22 protein-coding genes are annotated in these 22,942 nt (G+C 41.9%); 20 read left to right on the plus strand and 2 right to left on the minus strand.

The window, feature by feature from the left end; all coding sequences use genetic code 11:
- The first annotated feature begins 103 nt into the window (after positions 1-103).
- The 12 genes from ACRHOZ_RS03170 to ACRHOZ_RS03225 all read left to right on the plus strand — a co-directional run bounded on the left by ACRHOZ_RS03170 (position 104) and on the right by ACRHOZ_RS03225 (position 9,171).
- Entirely contained in the window at positions 104-523 is a 420-nt protein-coding gene (locus ACRHOZ_RS03170; protein WP_431122299.1) for a VOC family protein, read from the plus strand.
- Between the two features lie 184 nt (positions 524-707).
- Complete coding sequence (locus ACRHOZ_RS03175) at positions 708-1,004, plus strand: antibiotic biosynthesis monooxygenase family protein (RefSeq protein ID WP_431122302.1); 297 nt, start codon at positions 708-710, stop codon at positions 1,002-1,004.
- Positions 1,005-1,112: 108 nt separating this feature from the next.
- A complete protein-coding gene (locus tag ACRHOZ_RS03180; protein ID WP_431122304.1) occupies positions 1,113-1,706 on the plus strand; it encodes a hypothetical protein in 594 nt (197 codons plus the stop codon).
- Between the two features lie 39 nt (positions 1,707-1,745).
- On the plus strand, positions 1,746-2,291 hold the full coding sequence (locus tag ACRHOZ_RS03185) for a GNAT family N-acetyltransferase (protein WP_431122307.1): 546 nt from the start codon (positions 1,746-1,748) through the stop codon (positions 2,289-2,291).
- Positions 2,292-2,313: 22 nt separating this feature from the next.
- On the plus strand, positions 2,314-3,129 hold the full coding sequence (locus tag ACRHOZ_RS03190) for an AraC family transcriptional regulator (protein WP_431122309.1): 816 nt from the start codon (positions 2,314-2,316) through the stop codon (positions 3,127-3,129).
- A 75-nt stretch (positions 3,130-3,204) separates the two neighbouring features.
- Positions 3,205-3,702 carry a VOC family protein gene (locus ACRHOZ_RS03195; protein ID WP_431122311.1) on the plus strand — a complete coding sequence of 166 codons (498 nt, stop codon included), beginning with the start codon at positions 3,205-3,207 and terminating at the stop codon, positions 3,700-3,702.
- Between the two features lie 198 nt (positions 3,703-3,900).
- A complete protein-coding gene (locus tag ACRHOZ_RS03200; protein WP_431122313.1) occupies positions 3,901-4,473 on the plus strand; it encodes a sugar O-acetyltransferase in 573 nt (190 codons plus the stop codon).
- Between the two features lie 114 nt (positions 4,474-4,587).
- Complete coding sequence (locus ACRHOZ_RS03205) at positions 4,588-5,157, plus strand: class I SAM-dependent methyltransferase (protein WP_431122315.1); 570 nt, start codon at positions 4,588-4,590, stop codon at positions 5,155-5,157.
- 6 nt (positions 5,158-5,163) lie between these two features.
- Positions 5,164-6,615: a sulfatase gene (locus tag ACRHOZ_RS03210; protein ID WP_431122317.1), complete on the plus strand. Its 1,452-nt coding sequence runs from the start codon at positions 5,164-5,166 to the stop codon at positions 6,613-6,615.
- 64 nt (positions 6,616-6,679) lie between these two features.
- On the plus strand, positions 6,680-8,185 hold the full coding sequence (locus ACRHOZ_RS03215; RefSeq protein WP_431122320.1) for a sulfatase family protein: 1,506 nt from the start codon (positions 6,680-6,682) through the stop codon (positions 8,183-8,185).
- A 72-nt stretch (positions 8,186-8,257) separates the two neighbouring features.
- Positions 8,258-8,764, plus strand: coding sequence for a GNAT family N-acetyltransferase (locus ACRHOZ_RS03220; protein ID WP_431122322.1), 507 nt, complete (start codon positions 8,258-8,260; stop codon positions 8,762-8,764).
- Positions 8,765-8,775: 11 nt separating this feature from the next.
- A complete protein-coding gene (locus tag ACRHOZ_RS03225) occupies positions 8,776-9,171 on the plus strand; it encodes an OsmC family protein (RefSeq protein ID WP_431122324.1) in 396 nt (131 codons plus the stop codon).
- 6 nt (positions 9,172-9,177) lie between these two features.
- On the opposite strand, the gene ACRHOZ_RS03230 is transcribed toward ACRHOZ_RS03225, so the two are convergent.
- A complete protein-coding gene (locus ACRHOZ_RS03230) occupies positions 9,178-11,199 on the minus strand; it encodes a hypothetical protein (protein ID WP_431122327.1) in 2,022 nt (673 codons plus the stop codon).
- A 263-nt stretch (positions 11,200-11,462) separates the two neighbouring features.
- Between ACRHOZ_RS03230 and ACRHOZ_RS03235 the strand changes: the two genes are divergently transcribed.
- From ACRHOZ_RS03235 to ACRHOZ_RS03265, 7 genes are all read left to right on the plus strand, one after another.
- Positions 11,463-13,127: an OstA-like protein gene (locus ACRHOZ_RS03235; protein WP_431123321.1), complete on the plus strand. Its 1,665-nt coding sequence runs from the start codon at positions 11,463-11,465 to the stop codon at positions 13,125-13,127.
- Between the two features lie 48 nt (positions 13,128-13,175).
- Positions 13,176-14,369, plus strand: coding sequence for an aspartate aminotransferase family protein (locus ACRHOZ_RS03240; protein ID WP_431122329.1), 1,194 nt, complete (start codon positions 13,176-13,178; stop codon positions 14,367-14,369).
- An 86-nt stretch (positions 14,370-14,455) separates the two neighbouring features.
- On the plus strand, positions 14,456-15,856 hold the full coding sequence (locus ACRHOZ_RS03245) for a tetratricopeptide repeat protein (RefSeq protein ID WP_431122332.1): 1,401 nt from the start codon (positions 14,456-14,458) through the stop codon (positions 15,854-15,856).
- 29 nt (positions 15,857-15,885) lie between these two features.
- On the plus strand, positions 15,886-16,803 hold the full coding sequence (locus ACRHOZ_RS03250; protein ID WP_431122334.1) for a DUF368 domain-containing protein: 918 nt from the start codon (positions 15,886-15,888) through the stop codon (positions 16,801-16,803).
- A gap of 17 nt (positions 16,804-16,820) precedes the next feature.
- On the plus strand, positions 16,821-17,858 hold the full coding sequence (locus tag ACRHOZ_RS03255; RefSeq protein WP_431122336.1) for a DUF368 domain-containing protein: 1,038 nt from the start codon (positions 16,821-16,823) through the stop codon (positions 17,856-17,858).
- Positions 17,812-18,564, plus strand: coding sequence for a shikimate dehydrogenase family protein (locus tag ACRHOZ_RS03260; protein ID WP_431122339.1), 753 nt, complete (start codon positions 17,812-17,814; stop codon positions 18,562-18,564). Before ACRHOZ_RS03255 ends, ACRHOZ_RS03260 begins: the two co-directional genes overlap by 47 nt.
- Before the next feature lie 141 nt (positions 18,565-18,705).
- A complete protein-coding gene (locus ACRHOZ_RS03265; protein ID WP_431122341.1) occupies positions 18,706-20,766 on the plus strand; it encodes a DUF349 domain-containing protein in 2,061 nt (686 codons plus the stop codon).
- A 15-nt stretch (positions 20,767-20,781) separates the two neighbouring features.
- Here the strand turns inward: ACRHOZ_RS03265 and ACRHOZ_RS03270 are convergent, their stop codons facing one another.
- Positions 20,782-21,201, minus strand: a complete 420-nt coding sequence (locus ACRHOZ_RS03270; RefSeq protein ID WP_431122342.1) for a CBS domain-containing protein — start codon at positions 21,199-21,201, stop codon at positions 20,782-20,784.
- Positions 21,202-21,328: 127 nt separating this feature from the next.
- Between ACRHOZ_RS03270 and ACRHOZ_RS03275 the strand changes: the two genes are divergently transcribed.
- Complete coding sequence (locus ACRHOZ_RS03275; protein ID WP_431122343.1) at positions 21,329-22,804, plus strand: arylsulfatase; 1,476 nt, start codon at positions 21,329-21,331, stop codon at positions 22,802-22,804.
- Positions 22,805-22,942 lie beyond the last annotated feature (138 nt).

Consider the following 22,942-nt stretch of genomic DNA (forward strand, 5'->3'; position numbering starts at 1 on the left):
CAGTTCCAATACTGTACTTAAGTACAGGTAGTTTTCTGTACCTAAGATCATTTTACACCTCCTTGGCGCTTTCGACCTTTGTTCTGAACAAAAATTACATGTTATGACACAAAGCATATATCTGGAACACGCCAATATCACCGTAAACGATCTTCAGGAAGCGATAAAATTTTTCCAAACCGCTTTTCCCCATTTCAGAATAAGGGGTGGTGGCCATGGTACCCGGGAATGGGTTCATCTAGGTGACGAGCATACCTACATAGCATTGAACCAGGCAAAACTCAGTGACATCGCGGCAGAAAAAAACTACGACAAAAAAGGAATAAACCATATTGGCTTTGTAGTGCCCAATGTGGAAGAAATAGCCCATAATCTTTTGAGCAAGGGATACAAAAGGGATTACCCAAAAGAAGTGGAACAGTTTAGAATCAGGGATTATTTTGCCGATGCGGATGGCAATCAGTTTGAGTTTGTGCAATACCTAAGCGAGCTTACTGAAGAACGAAATAAATACCATAGTTAAAATACGCATACCCTACCTGAAGCCATATCCCAATTAGGTTTATGGCTTTTTGCTTTCAATTTTATTGATAAAATTTGGTTGTTTATCAAAAATGCCGGTTTCCATTGGTTACATTTATCATTCAGTTGCGTAATTGAACATTTGGCCATCTGTCAGATGGAAATTACCTCTAAAAAGCAATTAAATGATACGAATCATCTATAGCTGGAAAGTAGCTCCGGAAAATTTGGATGCATTTATAAAAACCTGGACAAGAACCACCAATAAAATTCATGAAGAAGTTAAAGGAGCGCAGGGTAGTTTCATGCTTCAGGGAGAAGCTGATGGAAGTCAAATAAAAACCATTGCCAAATGGGATTCGCTGGAAGATTGGCAGCAGTTTTGGAACGATAGCAAGCCAACCCAAATGCAATCCATGCATGATTTGGGTGAGCGGGTCTCCGTGGAAATTTTCAAGGAAGTAGACGACTTTACAACGTAACTCGTGGAGAAATTTGGACATGCTTCAAGCAGTAGCCATTCAAATTCATTTATGTTGACTTCGCCACAAACTAAAGTCCTTTGTAATACAATTAGCTTATCTTAGGGCATGGGCAATTTGGCAGGTAAAATTTGGAGTATTTTAGGTATTGCGTTATCTGCTTCTTCCATAGCTAGCCTATTGCAAATTGGATTTGACTTTAAACTGGCGCTAAGCCCTGCCGAAATCCTAAACTTTTACAGGGATTTGGTGCATCCCATTTTTCAGTTGTTGTATCAACCCATCCAATGGGTTTTTGGGGATATAAAAATCCCAAAATGGGTCACCGATGCACAGACCCTATCCGTTGTGGTGAGCAGTATCTATGTAAGGGCAAAAAATGCCAAAAGGGTAAACGGCGAGGTGGTTCATTACAAAAGTCTTGCAAGTAAATTGGTTGCGATTTTCCTGTTAGGTTTGACGATGTTCGGTTTACTTTTTCTTCCTGTTATCCTGCTAGGCATGATCATGCTGCCAGTTTATTATATCAATCAAGTACGTTGGCAACCGCAACTCAAATGGTACCAGTATAAAAAGGTGCTGAAATCTGTATATCTAGCGGCTGGAAATGAGGGTGCGTTGTTCAACACCTCGGCCATCTATGCCTACATCACGCTAGTAGTGGTTTTTGCCTTTTATCTATGGAATTCGATGATTCTGTGATGAAAGATGAAAGCTTGAAAATTCCTTTAAAGACATCTTGTGAAAGTTAAACTTAAAACCGAAAGATTACTGATATCCCCTATTTCCCCAACGGATCTAGAGAAAATCCACGAATTGCATTCCCTGCCTGAAACAGACCAGTTCAACACCCTTGGGATCCCAGAAAACATTGAAGAAACCGAGCAAATTATCAACGATTGGATTGCGAAAAACAACAATGGGGAAAGCAGACATTTCACGCTAAAAATCGAATCAGCAGTTAACGGGGAATTCATAGGTTTGATTGCCATGAACTTAGGCCCTCCGAAGTTTAGAAGTGCCGAAGTATGGTATAAACTTCATTCCAATTTCTGGAAGCAGGGTTATGCTACGGAATCGTTGCACAAACTATTGGAGTTTGGTTTTAGCGAACTCCACTTACATCGTATTGAGGCCGGATGTGCCGTTGAGAACCTGGGCAGCATACGCGTGCTGGAAAAAGTAGGAATGATCAGGGAGGGTAGAAAGCGACAGGTTTTACCCTTAAAACAGGGCTGGTCCGATAATTTCCATTACGCCATTTTGGCAACTGATTTTAAAACCTAACGCTAGGAAATACAGCTGAGCCATGAATTATCAGACCTATCAGCCACGCCCCGAATTGGAGGCCTTGATCAACTTTTATTGGACCCTGGAAGTCCCTTTTGATCCCAACAACCCAAAGCAAAAAATTATTCCTGATGGTTTCGTTGAAATGACCTTCAATTTTGGAAACCCCATCAAACGATACATCTCCGATAGCGAATTTGTTCTCCACCCATGCGCCATGGTCATGGGGCAAAGGACCAAATCATATTACATTGAACCCATGGGCGATGTTGACACTTTTGCCATCTGTTTTTATCCCTATGGCTTTGCCAACTTTGTTAATGCTCCCCTTAAAAGTTTGGTAGACAAGGAAACCCCACAGGAAAATCTATTCGGTCTGCAACCAGCCAGGGAATTGGAACAAAAAATGGTTCAAGCCACCACTACCCAAGACAGAATAGCCATTATTGAAGCGTTTCTATTAAAGAAACTCAGCAATCCATCCACCATAGATCAAATTGTAAGAACAACTATAGATGTTCTTTTGGAATCCAAGGGAAGCCCTGCCATACGTAAAATTCTTAAAGACGATTTATCCAAAAGAAGGCAATTGGAAAGGAAATTTGCAAAACAGGTAGGTATCTCTCCCAAACAACTGGGTAAAGTAATCCGATTACAAAGTGCCCTTAAAATGTTATTGAACACGGAAGACGACAAACTGACCACCATCGCCTACGAAAATGAATACTTTGACCAAGCGCATTTTATCAAAGATTTTAAAGAGTTTACAGGAATTAACCCCTCTGAATTCCTAGGGAACGAGAACATGGCCCTTTCCACCCTGTTCTACAAATAAATCCAGCTGTCGCATTTTTACAATTTCCTTTTTTACGGGCGATTTAGTTTAGTCGGGACAAATAAATCGCAAAACATGAAAGGAACCAATATTAAGCTCTCCATGGCGCTATTGGCGTTGGTCATTGTCGCTTGTAACGGCAAACCCAAACCAGAATTGGAAAAACAACAAACTGATGCAACCCAAAACCAAAATACAAACGATATGAAAAGTTATGTTTCAATTTTTGAGATTCCTGCCACGGACATTACAAGAGCCATCAATTTTTATGAGCATATTTTAGGTTTAAAAATTGAAAAATTTGAGATGCCGGAGATGGAAATGGGCATTTTACCCTATGAAGAGCAACTGGTCACTGGGGTTATTACCAAAGGAGAAGGGTTTCAACCTTCAGCGGACGGAACACCAATCTACCTCAATGGGGGTGACAACCTCCAAACCATTCTTGATAAGGTTGAGGCAGGTGGGGGGCAAATCATGGTTCCCAAAACTCCGCATGCGGATGGGATGGGCTTTTTCGCTTTGTTTATTGACTCGGAAGGCAATAAAATGGGACTTCATTCTCCCAACTAAGTCTCGAAAAACAGTTTTGTACCCACATATAAAAATCCTAACGGTTCTGGTTTAAACCCGAACCGTTTTTTGCGTTTAAAAAGGTATCTTGCTAGGTAAAGGTGGGTGGATTTTATCTCCAAAGGGAATACACCACGGCCGAAAGTTGTGGTATAGCAGGACAAACCACATCACCTAAGCACACATAAACACCATTCCATGACCGAAAAAGAGAAAATGCTGGCCGGTGATTATTACAATTCCAGGGATTCGGAATTGATCCAAATGTATCACAGGGCGCGGAAGCTTTTGAAACAATACAATAAGCTGGATTCGGAATTAATTGAAGAAAGAGAGCTGATTTTAGATGAGCTGTTTGGGTTCAAAGGAAATGGCGTTTGGATAGAGTCACCATTCTTTTGCGATTATGGAGAAAACATTTTCATTGGGGAGAACACCTTTGTGAATACCAATTGCATGTTTTTGGACAACAATAAAATTACCATTGGCAAAAACGGATTGATTGCACCTTATGTCCAAATCTACACCGCTAATCACCCTTTAAAGGCTTCAGATCGGATTGTGGATGAAGGACAATCATCCCGTTACCTGACTTCCACGGAACCCGTAATAATTGGGGATAATGTTTGGATTGGTGGTAATACTGTAATTTTCCCTGGGGTTACCATTGGCAACAACGTGACCATTGGTGCAGGGAGTGTAGTGACCAAAAACGTTCCGGATAACGTTTTGGCCTTTGGGAATCCTTGTGAAATAAAGAAACAACTCTAGCCGCTTTGAGATACAATCTGTTTGAAAGCCAATAATTTTGCAGTGACTCTATATCCTTATTTTTAACAGCTACACCTTTCAAAAAGGGCAGTTTTGGGCTATTTTTAATATTCAATGGACAACAATTATTATCATACCAAAGAATCAGTTCAAGAATATATTCGCTTGGCCAAGGATGCCAATGGCGAGTCATTGATTAAAAAGCTGCGGAAAATACTGCCCCCCAAATCAAAGGTTCTGGAAATCGGTTCGGGCCCTGGAACGGATTGGAAAATTTTGAACGAATCGTATCGAACCACCGGCTCGGATAACTCAGATGAGTTTCTAAAACACCTTACAGCTGAAAATCCCACCGGTAAGTTTCTGGATTTGGACGCCAAAACCTTAATGACAAACCAAAAATTTGATGGTATTTATTCAAATAAAGTAATGCATCATTTGAAGGACAATGAATTGTCAGAGTCAATAGATCGTCAACATGCAATATTGAATTCCAATGGTATAATCTGCCATTCTTTTTGGAAAGGCGAAGGTTCGGAAACTTTTAAGGGCCTTTTTGTAAATTATCATACCAAAGTGGCTCTTGAGCAAATGTTCCGATCCCGTTTTAAAATTTTATCGTTGGAAACGTACAAGGAATTTGAGGAAGGGGATTCCCTTTTACTCATTGGCAGGAAAAAATAGAACAGCATGATGAAAAATATGGAACTATTGGTGTGGGCTTCTTTAGCTGTTCTTTTAATTACTTCATGCAATTCCAGAGAACAACTCCCAAAAAAGCCGAACATCCTTTTGATTTGTGTTGATGATCTTCGACCTGATCTGAAAAGCTTCGGGGTGGACCATATCGTTTCTCCCAACATGGATCAATTGGCGCGTAGCGGAATGTCCTTCTATAGGCATTACGTCAACGCACCAAGTTGTGGGCCATCAAGATACACCCTCTTAACCGGTCAATACGGAAGAGCAGATAATTATGCGCTTTTCCATCGAGCGGAAAACTGGACAAAGAACAATAAAAGTGTTGCTCCCAGCATGCCAGAATGGTTCAGAACCAACGGCTACACTACGGTTTCGGTTGGTAAAGTTTCCCATCATCCTGGTGGTAGGGGCGGAAAAGATTGGAACGATAGTTCCAAGGTGGAAATGCCCAATGCATGGGATAAACATTTGATGCCCGCCTCGGAATGGATGCATCCCAGGGGTGCCATGCATGGATTAGCCTATGGGGAAATCCGAAAAAATGCTGCAGAGATGGATGTGTTTCAAGGTGGAGAGGGCAATGATGAAATCTATCCCGATGGTGCTGTTGCGAAGGAAGCTTTGAAACAATTACAAGAACTTTCCAGCTCAAATGAAAAGCCATTTTTTCTTGCTGTCGGATTTCTTAAGCCACACCTCCCTTTTGGAGCACCCAAATCCTATTTGGAGCTTTATGACAGCATCAAAATACCGCGCCCAGAACATTCACAGAAACCTGTGGGGAAAACAACTTGGCATGCCTCAGGTGAATTTATGAAATACAATCGCTGGGATAAAGATCCAAACAAGGATGAAACCTTTGCCGAGGAAGTAAGAAAACATTATGCCGCTTGCATCAGCTATGTGGATGCTCAAATCGGTAAAGTATTGGGAGAATTAAAACGAACCGGAGCGGATAAGAACACCATTGTGGTGCTTTGGGGAGATCACGGTTGGCATTTGGGCGAACATGCCATCTGGGGAAAACACAGCTTGTTTGAAGAATCGTTACGCGCTCCTTTGATCGTTCATTATCCAGGAATGGAAAACGCCAATACCAATACCAAAGCCATTGTGGAGACCGTTGACATTTTTCCTACACTTTGTGAATTAACAGGGGTTGAAACACCCTCCTTTGTACAAGGAACCTCCTTCAAACCTATTTTGGAAGACTCCAAGATTCCTGGGCACCCGGCTGTTGCATATACCAACAATGCCATGACACTTAGAACCAATACACACCGCTTTACTCTCCATAACGATGGTTTTGCCGAACTGTATGATCATACTTCCAAAGCCGCCGAATCCGAAAATAGGGCAATGGAAAATCCTGAAATGGTGGAAGAATTAAAAAAAGTCTTGGAAGCAAGACTTCCAGAAAAATACAAACTTGTACAATGAACAAGGGAAATCTGAAATCTAAAACCTAGCAATTGGTTAGTCAACCCCTTGAAAATGGATACATATGAAACGCTTTAGAAAAATATTGGTTACACCTCTGCTATGGGTTATGGTACTTTGTTTTGTTCCGAATCTTTCGCAAAGTCAGGAGAAACAAAGCCAACGTCCCAATATTGTGTTTTGCCTTGCCGACGATTGGGGATGGCCCCATGCGGGAGCCTATGGTGATACAGCGGTTAAAACACCGAATTTCGACCGAATCGCGAAAGAGGGAATTCTTTTCAACAATGCCTATGTTACCAGTCCTTCCTGTACTCCGAGTAGAAATGCTTTTATAACAGGAAAGTATCATTGGGAACTTGGACCTGGGGCAAATCTTTGGAGTACGTTGCCAGTAGAACACCAAAGTTTTATCCACCTATTGGCAAACAATGGATACACCACTGGGCGAACCAAGGCGAAAACCTGGGGTCCTGGAAATCTCGACGAATGGATTTCCCATCACAAATCCCATCCAGCCAACCAGGCTTACGAAACCTTCGAGGACTTTCTGAAAACTACCTCTAAAGAAACCCCATTCTTCTTTTGGTTGGGCACTTCTGACCCTCACAGAGACTATAAAAAAGGTTCTGGGAAGGAAAGTGGAATTGATCTTTCAAAAGTTCATCTCTTTGAGCATTATCCCAAATCGGATGTGGTACGCAACGATGTGGCCGACTATTATTTTGAAGTTCAGCGATGGGATAGCCTGGTAGGTTCTGTCATATCCCAATTGGAAGAACAGGGTCTATTGGAAAATACCATTATCATTATGACTGGCGACCACGGAATGCCATTCCCACGATGCAAGGGCAATCTTTACGATTCCGGAGTCCGTGTTCCCTTCGCGGTTCGTTGGGGGAAAGAAATCAAGGCCAATAGATGGATTGACGATTTTATTTCTTTTGCTGATATTGCCCCCACCTTACTGGAAATTGCCGGTGTGGATATTCCCAAGGAAATGACCGGTGAAAGCTTTATGAATCTTTTGCAGTCCTCAAAATCTGGAACCATTGATGCCTCCAACCGGACTGATATTGTTTTTGGTAGGGAGAGACATGTGCCAGCCCAAGAAAAACCCAATTTGGCCGGTTATCCCTCCCGTGGGTACAAAAATGATCAGTTCCTATACATTCGTAATTATCAAAAAAATTGGTGGCCAGCGGGTACCGGAGAATTGGGAAACACCAACTTACCCAACCAATGGTATGCAGATTGTGATGGCGGCCCTACCAAAGATTACATTATTGAAAACAAGGACAAGGATGAAGCACACCAAAAGGCCTACAAGCTTTGTTTTGCCAAAAGGCCGGAAGAAGAACTTTATGATTTGCAGAAAGATCCCGATCAGGTCTACAATATTGCTGCCAAAGCAGAATATACCCACGTTTTAGAGCAAATGAGGCTGAAACTTCAAGAAAAATTGACTTCCCTTAATGATCCAAGGGCTAAAAACCCCAATTTTGATGGCTTTGACCACTATCCCTACCTGGGTGGAGGTGGCGGTAAAAAACCAACTAAATCAAAATAAAACAAAGTCCTTTATTTGAAAGTACAAACCATGTTTGATACATTGCCATAAACTTGTCAAGCTTTCAAGAATATGACTACCGTTCTTCACGCTACATCAAAAAAAGATTTCAGCACCATTGCCCATTTGGCCCATATCATCTGGACTGAACATTATACCCCAATAATTGGGGAAGAGCAAGTCAGTTACATGCTGGATAAATTTCAGTCAGCCCAAGCCATGGAAGATCAAGTAAAAGAGGGTTATCACTACTATCTGTTGCAACATGAAAATACTCCTGTGGGCTACTTTTCCTTCAACCCAAAAGATAGCTTCCTATTCTTGAGTAAACTATATGTGTTGAGTTCTGAACGTGGTAAGGGGATTGGTCGAAAGGCGATTGAATTCATAGAGGACCAAGCCAGGAAATTGGGAAAAAGTAAAATACGATTGACCGTGAACAAATACAATAGCAATTCCATTGCCGCCTATGAAAAAATAGGTTTTGTCAATATTGATTCCATTGTCCAAGATATTGGCAATGGTTTTGTAATGGATGATTATGTTTTGGAACAGGAACTAGATAACAGAGTAACTTAACAGCAATTGTCATGAAAATTTCAGCCAAAGTTTCAAATAGTTTGAATCATCACGAAGTATGGTTGGATACCAACGGTACAACCTCCCAACTAAATATTCCCGGAAAGTCCACCGGTTTTGGATCTTCAGCAAATGGCGGTGAACTTTTGTTCCTATCACTTGCTACCTGTTTCTGTAACGACCTTTATCGTGAAGCTGCAAAAAAAGACATCAAGTTAAACAAGGTAGAAGTAGAAGCATCTGGCGAGTTTGCAGCGGAAGGTGAACCAGGGTTTAACATAACCTACCAGGTCGCTATTGAAGGAGATGCCTCCAAGTCTGTTCTGGACGAACTTATAACCCACACGGATAAGGTTGCCGAAATTCACAACACCCTACGCAAAGGAGTTTCCGTTACACTGACTTGAAAATAGCTAAGGATTTCTGTCCATAAAATCTTGGAATCGGCCAGGAGTCAATACTTCCCAAATGGAAGCTACTGTCCATCCCACGGACATATGGGCATTGAGATATCCCTTACCATTGGCCCCGTAATCCCAGACTGTATGCTGAATAATCTCCGGCATATATCCCTTTTTACCAACACCCACCATATGTCCTTCATACGGTAACATTTGATCCTTGATGGAGGAAGTAATTACTTCAGACATTTCCGCAAACCGCTTTTCCTGAGTTTCCTCGGACAACCAATTTAACACATGTGGAAAGTCAAAGGCCCAAACATCGATATGGTTGTTTTCTGTGGACACATTTCCCCATCCCCGAGTTTTAAGTTCCGCTTCCTTCAGGAGACTGCCTTCTGCAAAAGGAACGTCGTAGAGGTAATACCAACTCAGTCCAAAATATGCGGCTTTTTGAGCCAAGGCTACATACTTTTTGCGCATATCGCCTTGTGCGGTCAATGCCAAATGGTAAAAAGAGACAGCCGCAATGGCCGCGGCCTCCTTATCCTCGCAATTGGCATCCAAAGTGGAAGAAAAATAGTCAGCTTTTTCAATAATATATTTTTCAGAGTAGTTCCCGGCTTTTACCGCCACTTCCAAAAATTTGGGCTCTTTAAAGTATCGAGCTGCCATAATCATGGGTGTAATAATGCTTTGTGTACTTCCCCTAGAATCGTCCAATACGGCAAAAGAGGCATCAAATTTTCTTGGAAAACCTCCTTCATCGTCCTGCATTTTTGCAAGTTGGTTCATGAGATTCGCTATGGTTTCCTCAAGTTTGGGGTGCTCCTTGCCATGCTGCTTGTCAAAATCCAGCAAAAACAATAGATTTTTAAGCCCCTCACTCTGCTTTCTAAGTGTATATACGTCTTCTGCATTTTCGCCATACACCAATTCCCTAATCAAACCAGTATCCGTAAAACCATTGGCATAGTAGGAGTCCAAGACTTTTCGGGCCAAAGCTTTGTGCGCTTTATTATTCTGCTCGTGACCATATTCCAATAAATTGTAAGCGTTGGCAAATGTCTTTCCACAAAAGCCAACTGATAGCACCCCGGTATTCTCACAAGTTTGTGTATCAAACCAAAGTCCCGCAAATCCTTTCAAATCTTTGGTTTCCGCATAGCTCTCATAAAAGTAATTGCTAAGGATTTCCTTGATTTCTGCGTCCGTTTTCTTAGGGGTAATTGGACTGGGACGATGTCTATTATATCCCTGTTCCCATGTTTGGGTGACCAAGTCGGTGAAATCAGCAGACTTGCCATGGCTCACCTTCCAGCTTACCGTAAGTTTTTCCCCTTTTTCCAAGGAATAAAAAGCCTTCCATTGAGGATTCAATTTTAATTTGGATTGATAAGACTTGGGCACTTCATTGAATGGAAAATTGGCGACCAACTGCAAATGATCTTCGCCCATTTTACCAATTCCCAAACTCCCAATATCAGTTCTAATCCTGATTTTTCCCCCCATGGAATCAGGTGTTTCTTCCTTAATCAGATCATCCATGCGTTCCAATTTGAGCCATTGTTGCAGCTCAGGATTAAATGCAACCGCAGCCGGTGTACTCATCCGATCCTCCCTAAACGACCAGTAGTCTGCTGTTTTGAAGGAGGGAGCAGTCTCGGGAGATCGCATGTTCCTTTTGTACCAAAAGCCAGGTAATAAAAATTCGGCCTTCTGGAAAGAACCATTGGTTACGGACCAAGCTTTATTAAGGTTGATGTCCAAATCTTTTTCGGCACTTATGGTATATGCATACAACAAACCTCCATCTAAAGTTGGAGTTACTTTTTTAATTACCGTAATATGCTGATTGGAACCCTCTCCCTTGTCTTCTACATAGATTTCTGTTTCAGCACCTTCCCTGGTCAAAACCGAAATTTCCAATGGGTGTTCTTGAACGTGTTCCGGAAGTTTGGCGCTGTTATCAGCACAAGCAATAAAACAAATGACGTTAACCACCAAGACTGTGAGTCTAATCAAAAAATGCATATAATTCAGTATTTGGATCTACAAGAAATTAAATTCAAAATAATTCTACATGCAAAAATCGACGGAGGTCATCCCTGAACGGATTAACGCTTTGGCTTTCACCTATCTGTTCGGGGTTCCAAATTCTCCCGTAAAGGGTTTGATAAATTGACCGTAAATTATCCCAAAGCTTTCTAAATCCTATCCCCTACTTTTCCTAAAAAGCCTACTTTTGGACAAAATTTGTGGTATTGAGGCAACTAGTTATTTTCATTTTGATCCTGATGGCATTCCCTGTTTTGGGTCAGGAGCAACCTGAACAGGCCGAAGGCAGGCAAATCAATATTGTTTACGGGGCCAATTTCACCAAGGACGAGAATAATTTCCCTGGAGCTTCCATATTTAGCAAGGATGATGAAAGACAGGTTCAGTTTGAGCACCAAGGCGCCGACCTTTGGTGTGATGTAGCCATTTTTTACAACCAGGAGAACCGTCTAAAAGCCATTGGAAATATTCGTTTACAACAAGGGGACTCCATTGAAATGAACAGTGGAAAAATGGACTACGATGGCAATACCAAACTCGCCAAAGCCTGGGAAAATGTGGATCTTACCGATGGTAAAATGACCCTGACCACGGACACGCTATATTTTGACAGGGAAAACCAGCTCTCCTACTATCGCTCTGGTGGCAAAGTGGTGGATTCGGCAAATGTGCTCACCAGTATCATCGGAAATTACTTCATGAAACTCAAGAAGGTGCAGTTCCGTAAAAATGTCCACATAGACAATCCAGAATACATTATTGATTCTGAACAACTGGATTACTACCGCCTTTCCAAAAACGCTTATATGTATGGCCCGTCCACTATTGTTGGCGAAGAGTATAAAATCTATTGCGAGCGGGGATTTTATGACACCACCATTGAGCGGGGATATGGTGTAAAAAATACAAGAATAGATTACAATAACCGTATCATTGAAGGTGATAGTGTCTATTTTGACAAAACAAGCTCCTTTGCTTCCGCCACAAACAACATCAAGGTGACGGATACGGTGAACAATGGGGTTATTAGAGCTCATTATGCGGAAGTATTCAAGGAAAAAGATTCTGTTTTTGCTACCAAGCGAGCTGTGGCCATTAACCTTGTTCAGCAAGACTCATTGTATATTCATGGTGATACCCTCATGGTAACTGGGAAGCCAGAATCCCGCATTGTTCGGGCCTTTAGGAATGCTAAATTTTACAAAACGGATTTAAGTGGAAAATGCGATTCCATCCATTCCGAGGAAAAAACAGGAATTACCCAGTTGATTACCAATCCTATTCTTTGGAATCTGGAAAATCAAATTACAGGGGACAGCATCCATCTAATTTCTGATTTGGAAACGGAGAAACTGGATTCACTAAAAGTTCTTGAAAATGCCTTTATCATTTCTGCGGACACCATAGGAAAAAAAGGGTACAATCAAGCAAAGGGCAAAAACCTCTTTGGCAAGTTCATTGAAAATGAGCTCAAAATAATCGACCTGATACAAAACACCGAGGTTATCTACTACATGTACAATGACGACGACGAACTGATCGGAATTGATAAGACCATCTGTAGCAAGATTAGATTGCTCATGGCCAACAGTGACATTGAGGATATTACCTTTTTTGTAAACCCTGATGGAGATATCTTTCCAGAAACCGATTTACCGGAAGAAAGCAGAAAATTAAAAGGTTTTGTTTGGCGGGGCGACGAACGTATTCTTTCCAAGGATGATATTTTTGATGAGGATGACAACAACATTGAATTGGTGAAAATCAGGGGTATCGATAATCCAGTAGACATTGATACCGAAGAACAAGAACGGAGTGGCAACCTTCCTTTGGACACTGACCAAAAGCCCAATGCGGAAGCAACCAAGCCCAAAGAGACCAAAGTCCCCAACAACATCAATTGATCATTGTTCATTGTCAATTGATCATTGTTAATTGCCCATTGAATTAAGGTGAAAGAAGACTTTTTGAAATATCAGGCGCAGACTACTCCCCATCCATTAGGATTGCAGATTTCGCATGCCAAAGGCAGTTATATCTATGATCAAGAAGGCATGGCTCATTTGGATTTTGTGGCAGGTGTTTCAGCTTGCAGTTTGGGGCATTGCCATCCCAAAGTTGTGGAAGCAGTAAGAACCCAGTCCGAAAAGTACATGCATGTGATGGTTTATGGCGAATATGTGCAACAGCCAGCCGTAGATTATACCAAACTTTTAGCTTCCCATCTACCCAAAAATCTGGAAACGACGTATTTGGTCAATTCAGGAACCGAAGCCATAGAGGGCGCCATTAAGTTGGCACGTAGGTTCACCGGAAGAACCCAGATTATCTCAGCCCATAAGGCCTATCACGGCAATACCATGGGCAGCTTGAGCCTGATGGGTTACGAAGAACGAAAAAGCGCATTTAGACCCCTGATTCCTGATATTTCCTTTATCCAGTTCAACGAGCCCAAGGATTTGGGAAAAATCACCGAAAAAACAGCCGCGGTAGTACTTGAAACCATTCAAGGTGGGGCAGGTTTCATTATGCCTCAAAACGACTATTTATACAAGGTTCGAAAGCGGTGCAATGAAGTTGGCGCCTTGCTGATTTTGGACGAGATCCAACCAGGATTTGGAAGAACAGGAAAACTCTTCTCATTTGAGCATTTTAACTGTGTCCCGGATATTTTGGTCATTGGCAAGGGGATGGCAGCTGGTCTCCCTGTAGGCGCCTTTGTTTCCTCCAAAAAGATAATGGATTCCCTTCAAGAAAGCCCAAAATTGGGCCATATCACCACTTTTGGCGGAAATCCCGTCATAGCAGCTGCCAGCTTGGCAACTTTAAAGGAAATCACTGAAAGTCAGTTAATTGAGCAAACTCTCCAAAAAGAAAAGCTTTTTCGGTCTCGTTTGGTACATCCTTTGATTAATGAAATACGGGGAAAGGGTTTAATGCTCGCCCTGGTATTAAAAAACAAGGAAATTGCTAATTATCTGGTGCTGACTGCGGCTAAACAGAGGTTGATTCTGTTCTGGCTGCTCTTTGAGCCCAAAGCGGTCAGGATATCACCACCACTCACCATTTCGGAAGAAGAAATTGTTGAAGGATGCGACCAAATCATTAGCATTTTAGACGCTTTTAAGCCTACTGCTGTTAACTAATTTGTTGATAACATACCCCAAAATCGGACTTTATGATAGCTCCAAAGGGCTAATTTTAAGTCCATAGTTAAACCAAATACGTTACTATGGCGTTAGATTCTAACGAATTTCCGGAAAAATCCATCAGCAAATTTGAGTCCATGCTCAAAACCGATGATGTGTATTTTTTTGATGCAGAGGACTTCGAGGAAATCATTCACCATTACCTGAACAACGGCAAAATCTCCCTAGGAAAAAAGGCTATCCAAATAGGTTTGGAGCAGCATCCCAACTCCTTGGAACTTAAATTGCTTCGGGTAGAGGTATTGGTTTTTGAGGACAAATATGAAGTAGCGGAACGCTTGTTGGACGAACTTCAGACCATAGATGCCCATAACGAAGAAATCTTTATTCAAAGGGCCAATATTCAATCCAAACAGGACAATCACCAAGAAGCGGTAAATCTGCTCTTGGAAGCCCTCCACCTTACCGAGGAAAACTTTGATATCCATTCCCTCTTGGGCATGGAGTACCTTTTCATGGACGATTATGAGAAGGCCAAGCGAAGCTTTATGAAATGCGTGGAGTTCGATGACGCGGATTATTCATCGCTCTACAATGTGGTGTACTGCTATGAATTTTTGGAAGATTTTGATGGAGCAATTCAGTTTCTCAACCAATATTTGGAGCGCAATCCTTACAGTGAAGTGGCTTGGCACCAGCTGGGAAAAATCTACTATAGCAAGGAAATGTACACCGAGGCCCTTACCTCCTTTGACTTTGCCATCATTTCCGATGATTCCTTCATTGGTGCCTATTTTGAAAAAGCCAAAGTGCTTGAAAAGTTGGGCAGATACAATGAGGCCATAGAAAATTACGAAACCACCATTTCCATTGAAGATCCTACTTCCCATGCGTACTTGCGCATAGGGCGTTGCCATGAAAAATTGGGAAACAACGATTTGGCCAAATACTACTATTACAATACCGTACATGAAGACCCCTTATTGGATAAGGGTTGGTTGGCCATTACGGATTTTCACATCAAATTGGAAAATTACGAAAGGGCCATGTATTACATCAACAAGGCCATCAATATTGATGGGGAAAATCCCATTTATTGGAAAAAAAGCGCAAAGATCTATCTAGCGCTCAACAATTTTGACGAAGCTGATTTTGCTTATAAACAAGCTGTTGATTTAGGAAACTACGAGTTGGACACTTGGTTAAATTGGGCAGAGGTGCTCAGAAAAGTTGGGGATTTTGGGTCTTCCATCCAGGTTTTGGTACAAGGTTTGGAATTTTATCCCGAAAATGCCGAATTGGTTTACAAACTTGCAGGTGTGTACCTAAAAAACAACGAGGTGCTGAACGCCAAGGAAAAATTGGCCCAAGCCATGCACATGGACATTGAAAAATTGCAAATTTTTGAAGAGGAATTCCCAGAGTTCCAGAAAGTGGCCTGGTTGCGCAACTTGGTTTCCGAGATTAAAAAAACATCCACCTAAATTAGGGCATTCCCCTATTCCATTATTTCATGAAAGCACGCAAATTAATTGATTATGTGTTGATTACACTAAAGGGCATGGCCATGGGTGCCGCTGATGCGGTTCCTGGAGTTTCTGGTGGAACCATTGCCCTGGTCTCTGGAATTTACGAGGAGCTGGTACAGACCATTGGCAACATCAATCTTGGATTGATCAAGCTACTGTTTCAAGGTAAATTCAAGGAATTCTGGTCCAAGGCCAATGGAAATTTTGTTTTGGCCTTGGGAGCTGGGGTGTTGATCAGCTATGTCTCTTTTATGAAGTTGGCCAAATACCTGCTTGAATATCATCCCATCTTGATTTGGTCATTTTTCCTAGGATTGATCATTGCGAGTATTTGGTATTTGGGCAAACAGATTCCAAAATGGGATTTGGTAATGATTGTATTTCTCATTTTGGGTATTGGCTTGGGCTATTACTTGACCACATTGCCAAGTGCAGAGGTGAATGATAGCCAAGCTTACTTTTTTGTTTGCGCCACCATTGCCATATGTGCCATGATTCTGCCAGGTATTTCCGGGACTTTCATACTGATCCTTTTAGGCGCCTACAGCACCTTAAGTACCGCCATTGCCGATGTGGATGTCAAAAAATTGTTGGTCTTTGTTTCAGGGGCGGTTATTGGCCTCCTTAGTTTCTCCAAAGTGCTAAAATGGCTGTTGCGCAAGTACAAGTTCCAGACATTTGCCGTGCTTACCGGTTTAATTGTTGGTTCCATAAACCAGGTTTGGCCTTGGAAAAAGGTATTGGAGACCAAGACTTTTGGTGACAAAACCGTTGTTGTGGCCGATGTAAATGTTTGGCCATCAGCCTTTGAAGGTGACAGCCAGCTATTACCAGCCATTATCCTAGCCATTGTCGGTTTTTCGCTTATTTTTATCCTGGAAAGAACAGCCTCCAAAAAATAAGATAAACGCCATCCGAAATGCATCAGCCAAGAACATTTCTTGACAATTTCTTTTTGGTCATAAAAGGCCTCTGTATGGGAGCTGCCAATAAGGTTCCAGGGGTTTCAGGGGGAATCGTGGCGTTTGTGGGCGGCTTCTACGAGGAGTTTATCTATTCCCTGCAAAAAGTCAACGGCAAAGCTTTTAAACTCTTGGTCAACGGACGTTTCAAGAGTTTTTACCGTTATACAAACGGCCAGTTTTTACTATTGCTGATTGCTGGAATGCTTATCAGTTACTTTAGCGTGTCGCGAGTGTTGGATTACTTTTTGGAGCAAAAGGAACTCTATGTTTGGGCCGGTTTTTTCGGCATGATCCTAGGTTCCATTTACTACATAGGGAAAGATTTTGACCATTGGAACAAACGCACGGTCACCTTCGGTATCATTGGGCTGATTGTTGGGATTTCCATCAGTTTTTTAAGCCCTGCGACACAAAACGACAATTTGATTTTCATTTTCTTTTGCGGAATCATCAGTGTTTCTGGAATGACTTTACCAGGACTTTCAGGTTCGTTCATACTCATCTTACTGGGAAATTACGTCTTGCTACTTGTGGATTCTGTCAATGCCCTTTACGATACCATTTCAGAAATGTTTAGTGGCGATTTTGGTTTTATGCAAAACCCCAAAAGAATGCAAACATTAAAAATTTTGGCCGTGTTCACCTTGGGCTCAGCTACAGGATTGGTCACCTTTTCCCATTTACTGAGCTATGTACTGAAACATTACAAGAAAATATCCACCGCAGTTATTTTGGGATTTATCACAGGTTCTTTAGGAGTCTTGTGGCCTTGGAAACGTACTATGTTCAAAATGGATGCCCTTGGAAATCCCCTTTTGGACAGCAATGGGGACAAAGTGGTTCTCAATTACGAACGTTATCTTCCCAATATGGCCGATATGGAAACATGGTGGGCCGCCGTATTTGTAATCTTGGGAATTTTGGTTTTATTAGCACTGGATTGGTATGGAAAAAACAGAAAAGAAAGAAAACAGGTTCGGGCTGCTCGGTAAGAATATCAGCTATTCCTTTTCCCAAGGGTATTTCACAAAGAAATTTGAAGAATTGGGATTGGAAGATTATAGCTATGAAAATTTCGATCTTCCCCAGATTTCAGATTTTGAAACCTTGGTAGCACAAAATTCCCTAAGCGGAATAAATGTCACCATTCCCTATAAGGAACAAGTGATTCCCTATCTCTCCCGGATGGATAAGACCGCCAGCGCAATTGGCGCAGTCAACGTGATAAAATTTGATCCAAAAGGTCTAACAGGATTCAACACCGACTTTTATGGCTTTCAGAAATCCCTGGAGCCTTTCTTGCAAGCCCATCATACCAAAGCCCTGATTTTAGGCACAGGCGGTGCCTCAAAAGCGATACGTTTTGTATTGGATGCATTGGGCATTGCGCACCGGTTTGTTTCCCGGAGCAAAAAAGAGAACCAATTCACCTACAAGGAATTGGATCGGGAAATTATGGAAGACCATACGGTAATCATAAATTGCACCCCATTGGGCACCTATCCCAATATCAACGAAAAACCGGATATTCCCTATTCCTTCATCTTGGAAAAACACCTTCTTTTTGATTTAATCTATAATCCCCAAAAAACTGCTTTTCTTGCTTCAGGGGAGGCCCAAGGTGCGGCTATTTGTAATGGGCAGAAAATGTTGGAATTTCAGGCGGAAAAAGCTTGGGAGATTTGGAACATGCCCTAAATAGCAATTTCTTACCCGTAACTTTCTTCAAAAAAGGCTAAAACCCTGAACAAAAGAAGAATCACTACTTTTGTTATTGGGCAATATAGTTGTTAACTTGGCTATAATTATCATTGATCCAAAAAGGAAAACAAACTACGAATGCTGGACAACGAACAAGAACTTCAGGAAACTGAAGGTGGTGGTACTGAACAAGGTGCGGATACTGAAAAAACGATTATAGAGGAATCCCCCATTTCTGAGCCAAGCTCATCCGACACTGCGGTACAAGACAAGGATGAAGAAGAAACCAAGGCGACGCCGGATAGCGAAACCGTGGAAGAACCTGTTACATCCAAATCTGAAGAAGACGATAAGGTCATTGAGGAAATCGAAGAATCGAACGCTGAAGATGCTGAAGATGTGGAGAATGAAAAGCGACATCATATTCCCTTTTTGGACTACCATTCCATGTCCATGGAAAACTTGGTGGGTGAATTGCAACGTTTGGTAAAGAACGAGAAGGTGCAGGCCATCAGTAAGCACGTAAGCTCCATTAAATACGAGTTTGACCAAAAATTCCAGGAATTTATAGAACAAAAAAAGGAGGAATTTGTAGCAAATGGCGGTAACGAAATCGATTTCAGATACAACTCCGTTGCCAAAAGGCAGTTCAATGAGGTTTTTTCCGAATTCAGGGAAAAAAGAGATCAGTACTATAAGAATTTGGAACAAACCTTAAAAAGTAACCTCCAAAGAAGACTTGAAATCATTGAAGATCTTAAAAGCCTTGTAAACGTAGAGGAAGACATCAATACCACCTACAAGAATTTTAAGGATCTACAGGAAAATTGGCGAAATGCAGGCCCTGTTCCCAGAAACAGCTATAATGATGTCTGGCGGACCTACCATCATCATATGGAGATTTTCTACGACTTTTTGCACCTCAACCGGGAGCTAAGAGATCTTGACTTCAAACACAATTTGGAGGAAAAACTTAAGTTGGTGGAAAAAGCAGAAGCACTGGCCAACGAACCTGATTTAGGCAAAGCATTCCGCGAGCTTCAAACCCTTCACAAAATTTGGAAGGAAGACATTGGTCCCGTTGCCAAGGAACAAAGGGAGGAAGTGTGGGAGCGTTTTAGTCAGGCCACAAAGGCCATGCATCAGCGAAGGCAGGAGCACTACCACGAACTGGAAAAAGTTTATGAAAAGAACCTCGAGAAGAAACAGGAAATCATTGCTTCTATTACTGAAATAGCGAACAACGTAACCCACAACCATAGGGCCTTGCAGCAGCAGATTAAGGAAATCGAAGCATTACGGGAATCCTTTTTCAAAGCCGGAAAAGTGCCCCAAAAGGTGAACGAGCAAACATGGAGTGCCTTTAAGGAAGCGGTGAGAACCTTCAACCGAAATAAAAATGCCTTTTACAAGAGCCAGAAAAAAGAACAGCTGGATAACTTGGAAAAGAAAAGGGCATTGTTAGGTCTGGCCCTGGCTTTAAAAGATAGCGACGACCGGGAAATGGCAACTCCCGAAATGAAGCGCATCCAGAGCGAATGGAAAAAAATTGGGCATGTCCCTCGCAAGTACTCCGATAAGATTTGGAATGAGTTCAAGGATGCGTGCAATCATTATTTCAATCGTTTGCACGCAGAGAAAAACGAATCCCAAAAAGAAGAATACGAGAACTATAACCAGAAAAATGCATGTTTGGAACGTCTTAAAGCTTTCCAATTAACAGGCGACAACGATAAAGATCTTGAAACACTCAAGACTTTTATTGAGGAATGGAAATCTTATGGCCGCATTCCCTACAACAAAAAGCACATCAACGGTAAGTTCAATAAAATTGTAGATGCACTTTTCAGAAAGTTGGGGGTAAGCAAGCACGAGTCGGAGCTATTAAGGTATGGGGACAAGATGCAGCAACTGGTCAAAGCAGATGATGATAGGGCCATAAGCAATGAACGCACCTTTATCCGAAGAAAAATTGACGAGAGCAAGGCGGAAATCCGGCAGTTGGAAAACAACCTTCAATTTTTTTCCAATGCCTCTGAAGATAGTCCACTTGTGCAGGATGTCATCAAGAATATAGACCAGCACAAAGAAGCTTTGGAAACCTGGAAAGCCAAGCTCAAAAAACTCAATATTCTTAAGCATAACCGCAATAAAGAAGCTGAAGCAACCGACTCTGAAGACTCAGGGGAAGAGGAATAATTCCCTCACGCTATATCAGTACTGCTCCAATAAATAATTGATAAGATCGGTGGTGGTAACAATACCCACTAACTTCCCTTCATCGACCACGGGTAGCGCATGAAATTCCTTGGAGGCCAAAAACTGGGCCACCTCCTTAATTGTAGTATCGGAACTAACGCTAACCACGTCCCTTACCATTACTTGGGAAATGGTAAACATATTGTACACCATAGTATCAACACTTTCTTCGTGTTCATCCACAGCATCTGCAAAGCTAATTCGCAGTAAATCCGTATAACTGAGCATTCCTACAATTTCTCTTCCAGCAACCACAGGAATATGCCGTATACGATGTTTCTTAAAAAGTTCTTCGGCACTGACCAAATCGCTGTTCGTGGTTACAGTAACCAAATTTCGGGTCATTATCTCGGAAACAGGAACTCTCTTTTTCATGATATCTGATATTTAATTATCATGAAATTAGCTTGAATTCCGTTGCCAAAGCATGATAAATATCAGGAGCTATCCTACCTTCTTGTATAAATCTTTACTTTAGTAACCACACCATATTTAATCAACCATGACCGATAAACACCTGCCCCAATTCGTATTCATCAGCACTGTAATAGCACTTTCCCTGACATTTGTGGACTGCAAGCCGTCCAAAAAAAATGAGGAAGTCCAGAAATCTATCACTAAGCCCAACATTATCTACATTTTGGCCGATGATTTAGGTTACGGAGACCTAAGTTTTACTGGACAACAACATTTTGACACCCCAAACATTGATAAACTGGCCCGGGATGGCATGTTTTTTACCCAGCATTATTCGGGGTCTACGGTGTGTGCACCCTCCCGATCAGCACTTATGACCGGGCAGCATACCGGTCATACCTTCATCCGGGGAAATAAAGAGGTACGGCCAGAGGGTCAACATCCGTTGGAATCGGAGGCATTTACCGTGGCAGAATTGTTACAGCAACAGGGTTATGCTACAGGCGCCTTTGGGAAATGGGGATTAGGCTATCCTGGTTCCGAAGGTGATCCCAATAATCAAGGTTTTGATGAATTCTACGGATATAATTGCCAACGAATTGGCCATAACTATTATCCGTACCACATGTGGCACAACCAGGAAAAGCAGTTGCTGAAGGGAAACAAAAATTCAGACACCAATACCTACGGCCCCGAGATTATCCATGAAAGGGCCTTGGCTTTTTTGGAAGCCAACAAAGACGGCAACTTCTTTATGTATTATCCATCCGTTATTCCCCACGCAGAACTTGCAGCACCAGAATCTTATATGTCCAAGTTCCGGGAAAAATTTGCTCCAGAAAACGAATACAAAGGGATAGATGACGGGGAACATTATAAAAATGGAGGATATGGTTCACAAAAGGAACCTCATGCCGCTTTTGCGGCCATGGTAAGCCTGTTGGACGACCAGGTGGGGGAAATTCGGGAAAAAGTAGAAGCACTGGGCATAGCTGAGAATACCATTATCATATTTACCTCAGATAATGGTCCGCACATGGAAGGTGGTGCCGATCCCGATTTTTTTGACAGCAATGCCCATTTACAAGGTTACAAAAGGGATTTGTACGAAGGTGGGATACGTGTACCTATGATTACTTATTGGCCCAATAAAATCAAAGCAGGCTCCACTTCAACCCATATTTCTGCCTTCTGGGACTTTCTACCTACGGTACATGAGCTGTTGCAACTAGATCCACCGGAACAAACGGACGGTATTTCATTTCTTCCAGAACTATTGGGGAAGGAACAGCCCAAGCATGATCATCTATATTGGGAATTTCTGGAAAGAGGTGGAAGGCAAGCGGTTCGTCTTGACCAATGGAAAGGTGTACGTTACAACATGAGCCAAAACCCCGATGCCCCAGTGGAGTTATACAATCTGACAACCGACGAAGGTGAAACCCAAGATGTATCAGCAGAGCATCCTGAAATTGTTCAACAAATAGTTGAAATCATGAAAGAGGAACACAGCCCATCCAGCGTTTTCCCTTTTGAATATGAAAAGTCTGTCGAAGAATAATTAAGATTGTCCGTGGTGTAATTTGTGGTAACAATTCGTCTGTTCGAGTCGGTTTTCTCAACAATATGGAGAAAATGGGTATCGAGAACAGAAAACTTCTTTCAAAAACCGAATTCTCGATATAAAATTTTTACCAAA

It is taken from the genome of Flagellimonas flava, assembly GCF_050617915.1.
Taxonomy (GTDB): domain Bacteria; phylum Bacteroidota; class Bacteroidia; order Flavobacteriales; family Flavobacteriaceae; genus Flagellimonas; species Flagellimonas flava_A.

Excerpts from the sequence above, each read along its gene's own strand:
- ACRHOZ_RS03200 (WP_431122313.1), top strand. The coding sequence starts at position 3,901 with ATGACCGAAAAAGAGAAAATGCTGGCCGGTGATTATTACAATTCCAGG.
- ACRHOZ_RS03210 (WP_431122317.1), top strand. The coding sequence starts at position 5,164 with ATGATGAAAAATATGGAACTATTGGTGTGGGCTTCTTTAGCTGTTCTT.
- ACRHOZ_RS03175 (WP_431122302.1), top strand. The coding sequence starts at position 708 with ATGATACGAATCATCTATAGCTGGAAAGTAGCTCCGGAAAATTTGGAT.
- ACRHOZ_RS03215 (WP_431122320.1), top strand. The coding sequence starts at position 6,680 with ATGAAACGCTTTAGAAAAATATTGGTTACACCTCTGCTATGGGTTATG.
- ACRHOZ_RS03235 (WP_431123321.1), top strand. The coding sequence starts at position 11,463 with ATGGCATTCCCTGTTTTGGGTCAGGAGCAACCTGAACAGGCCGAAGGC.
- ACRHOZ_RS03205 (WP_431122315.1), top strand. The coding sequence starts at position 4,588 with ATGGACAACAATTATTATCATACCAAAGAATCAGTTCAAGAATATATT.
- ACRHOZ_RS03180 (WP_431122304.1), top strand. The coding sequence starts at position 1,113 with ATGGGCAATTTGGCAGGTAAAATTTGGAGTATTTTAGGTATTGCGTTA.
- ACRHOZ_RS03265 (WP_431122341.1), top strand. The coding sequence starts at position 18,706 with ATGCTGGACAACGAACAAGAACTTCAGGAAACTGAAGGTGGTGGTACT.
- ACRHOZ_RS03250 (WP_431122334.1), top strand. The coding sequence starts at position 15,886 with ATGAAAGCACGCAAATTAATTGATTATGTGTTGATTACACTAAAGGGC.
- ACRHOZ_RS03190 (WP_431122309.1), top strand. The coding sequence starts at position 2,314 with ATGAATTATCAGACCTATCAGCCACGCCCCGAATTGGAGGCCTTGATC.
- ACRHOZ_RS03195 (WP_431122311.1), top strand. The coding sequence starts at position 3,205 with ATGAAAGGAACCAATATTAAGCTCTCCATGGCGCTATTGGCGTTGGTC.
- ACRHOZ_RS03255 (WP_431122336.1), top strand. The coding sequence starts at position 16,821 with ATGCATCAGCCAAGAACATTTCTTGACAATTTCTTTTTGGTCATAAAA.
- ACRHOZ_RS03170 (WP_431122299.1), top strand. The coding sequence starts at position 104 with ATGACACAAAGCATATATCTGGAACACGCCAATATCACCGTAAACGAT.
- ACRHOZ_RS03275 (WP_431122343.1), top strand. The coding sequence starts at position 21,329 with ATGACCGATAAACACCTGCCCCAATTCGTATTCATCAGCACTGTAATA.
- ACRHOZ_RS03225 (WP_431122324.1), top strand. The coding sequence starts at position 8,776 with ATGAAAATTTCAGCCAAAGTTTCAAATAGTTTGAATCATCACGAAGTA.
- ACRHOZ_RS03220 (WP_431122322.1), top strand. The coding sequence starts at position 8,258 with ATGACTACCGTTCTTCACGCTACATCAAAAAAAGATTTCAGCACCATT.
- ACRHOZ_RS03260 (WP_431122339.1), top strand. The coding sequence starts at position 17,812 with ATGGAAAAAACAGAAAAGAAAGAAAACAGGTTCGGGCTGCTCGGTAAG.
- ACRHOZ_RS03245 (WP_431122332.1), top strand. The coding sequence starts at position 14,456 with ATGGCGTTAGATTCTAACGAATTTCCGGAAAAATCCATCAGCAAATTT.
- ACRHOZ_RS03270 (WP_431122342.1), bottom strand. The coding sequence starts at position 21,201 with ATGAAAAAGAGAGTTCCTGTTTCCGAGATAATGACCCGAAATTTGGTT.
- ACRHOZ_RS03230 (WP_431122327.1), bottom strand. The coding sequence starts at position 11,199 with ATGCATTTTTTGATTAGACTCACAGTCTTGGTGGTTAACGTCATTTGT.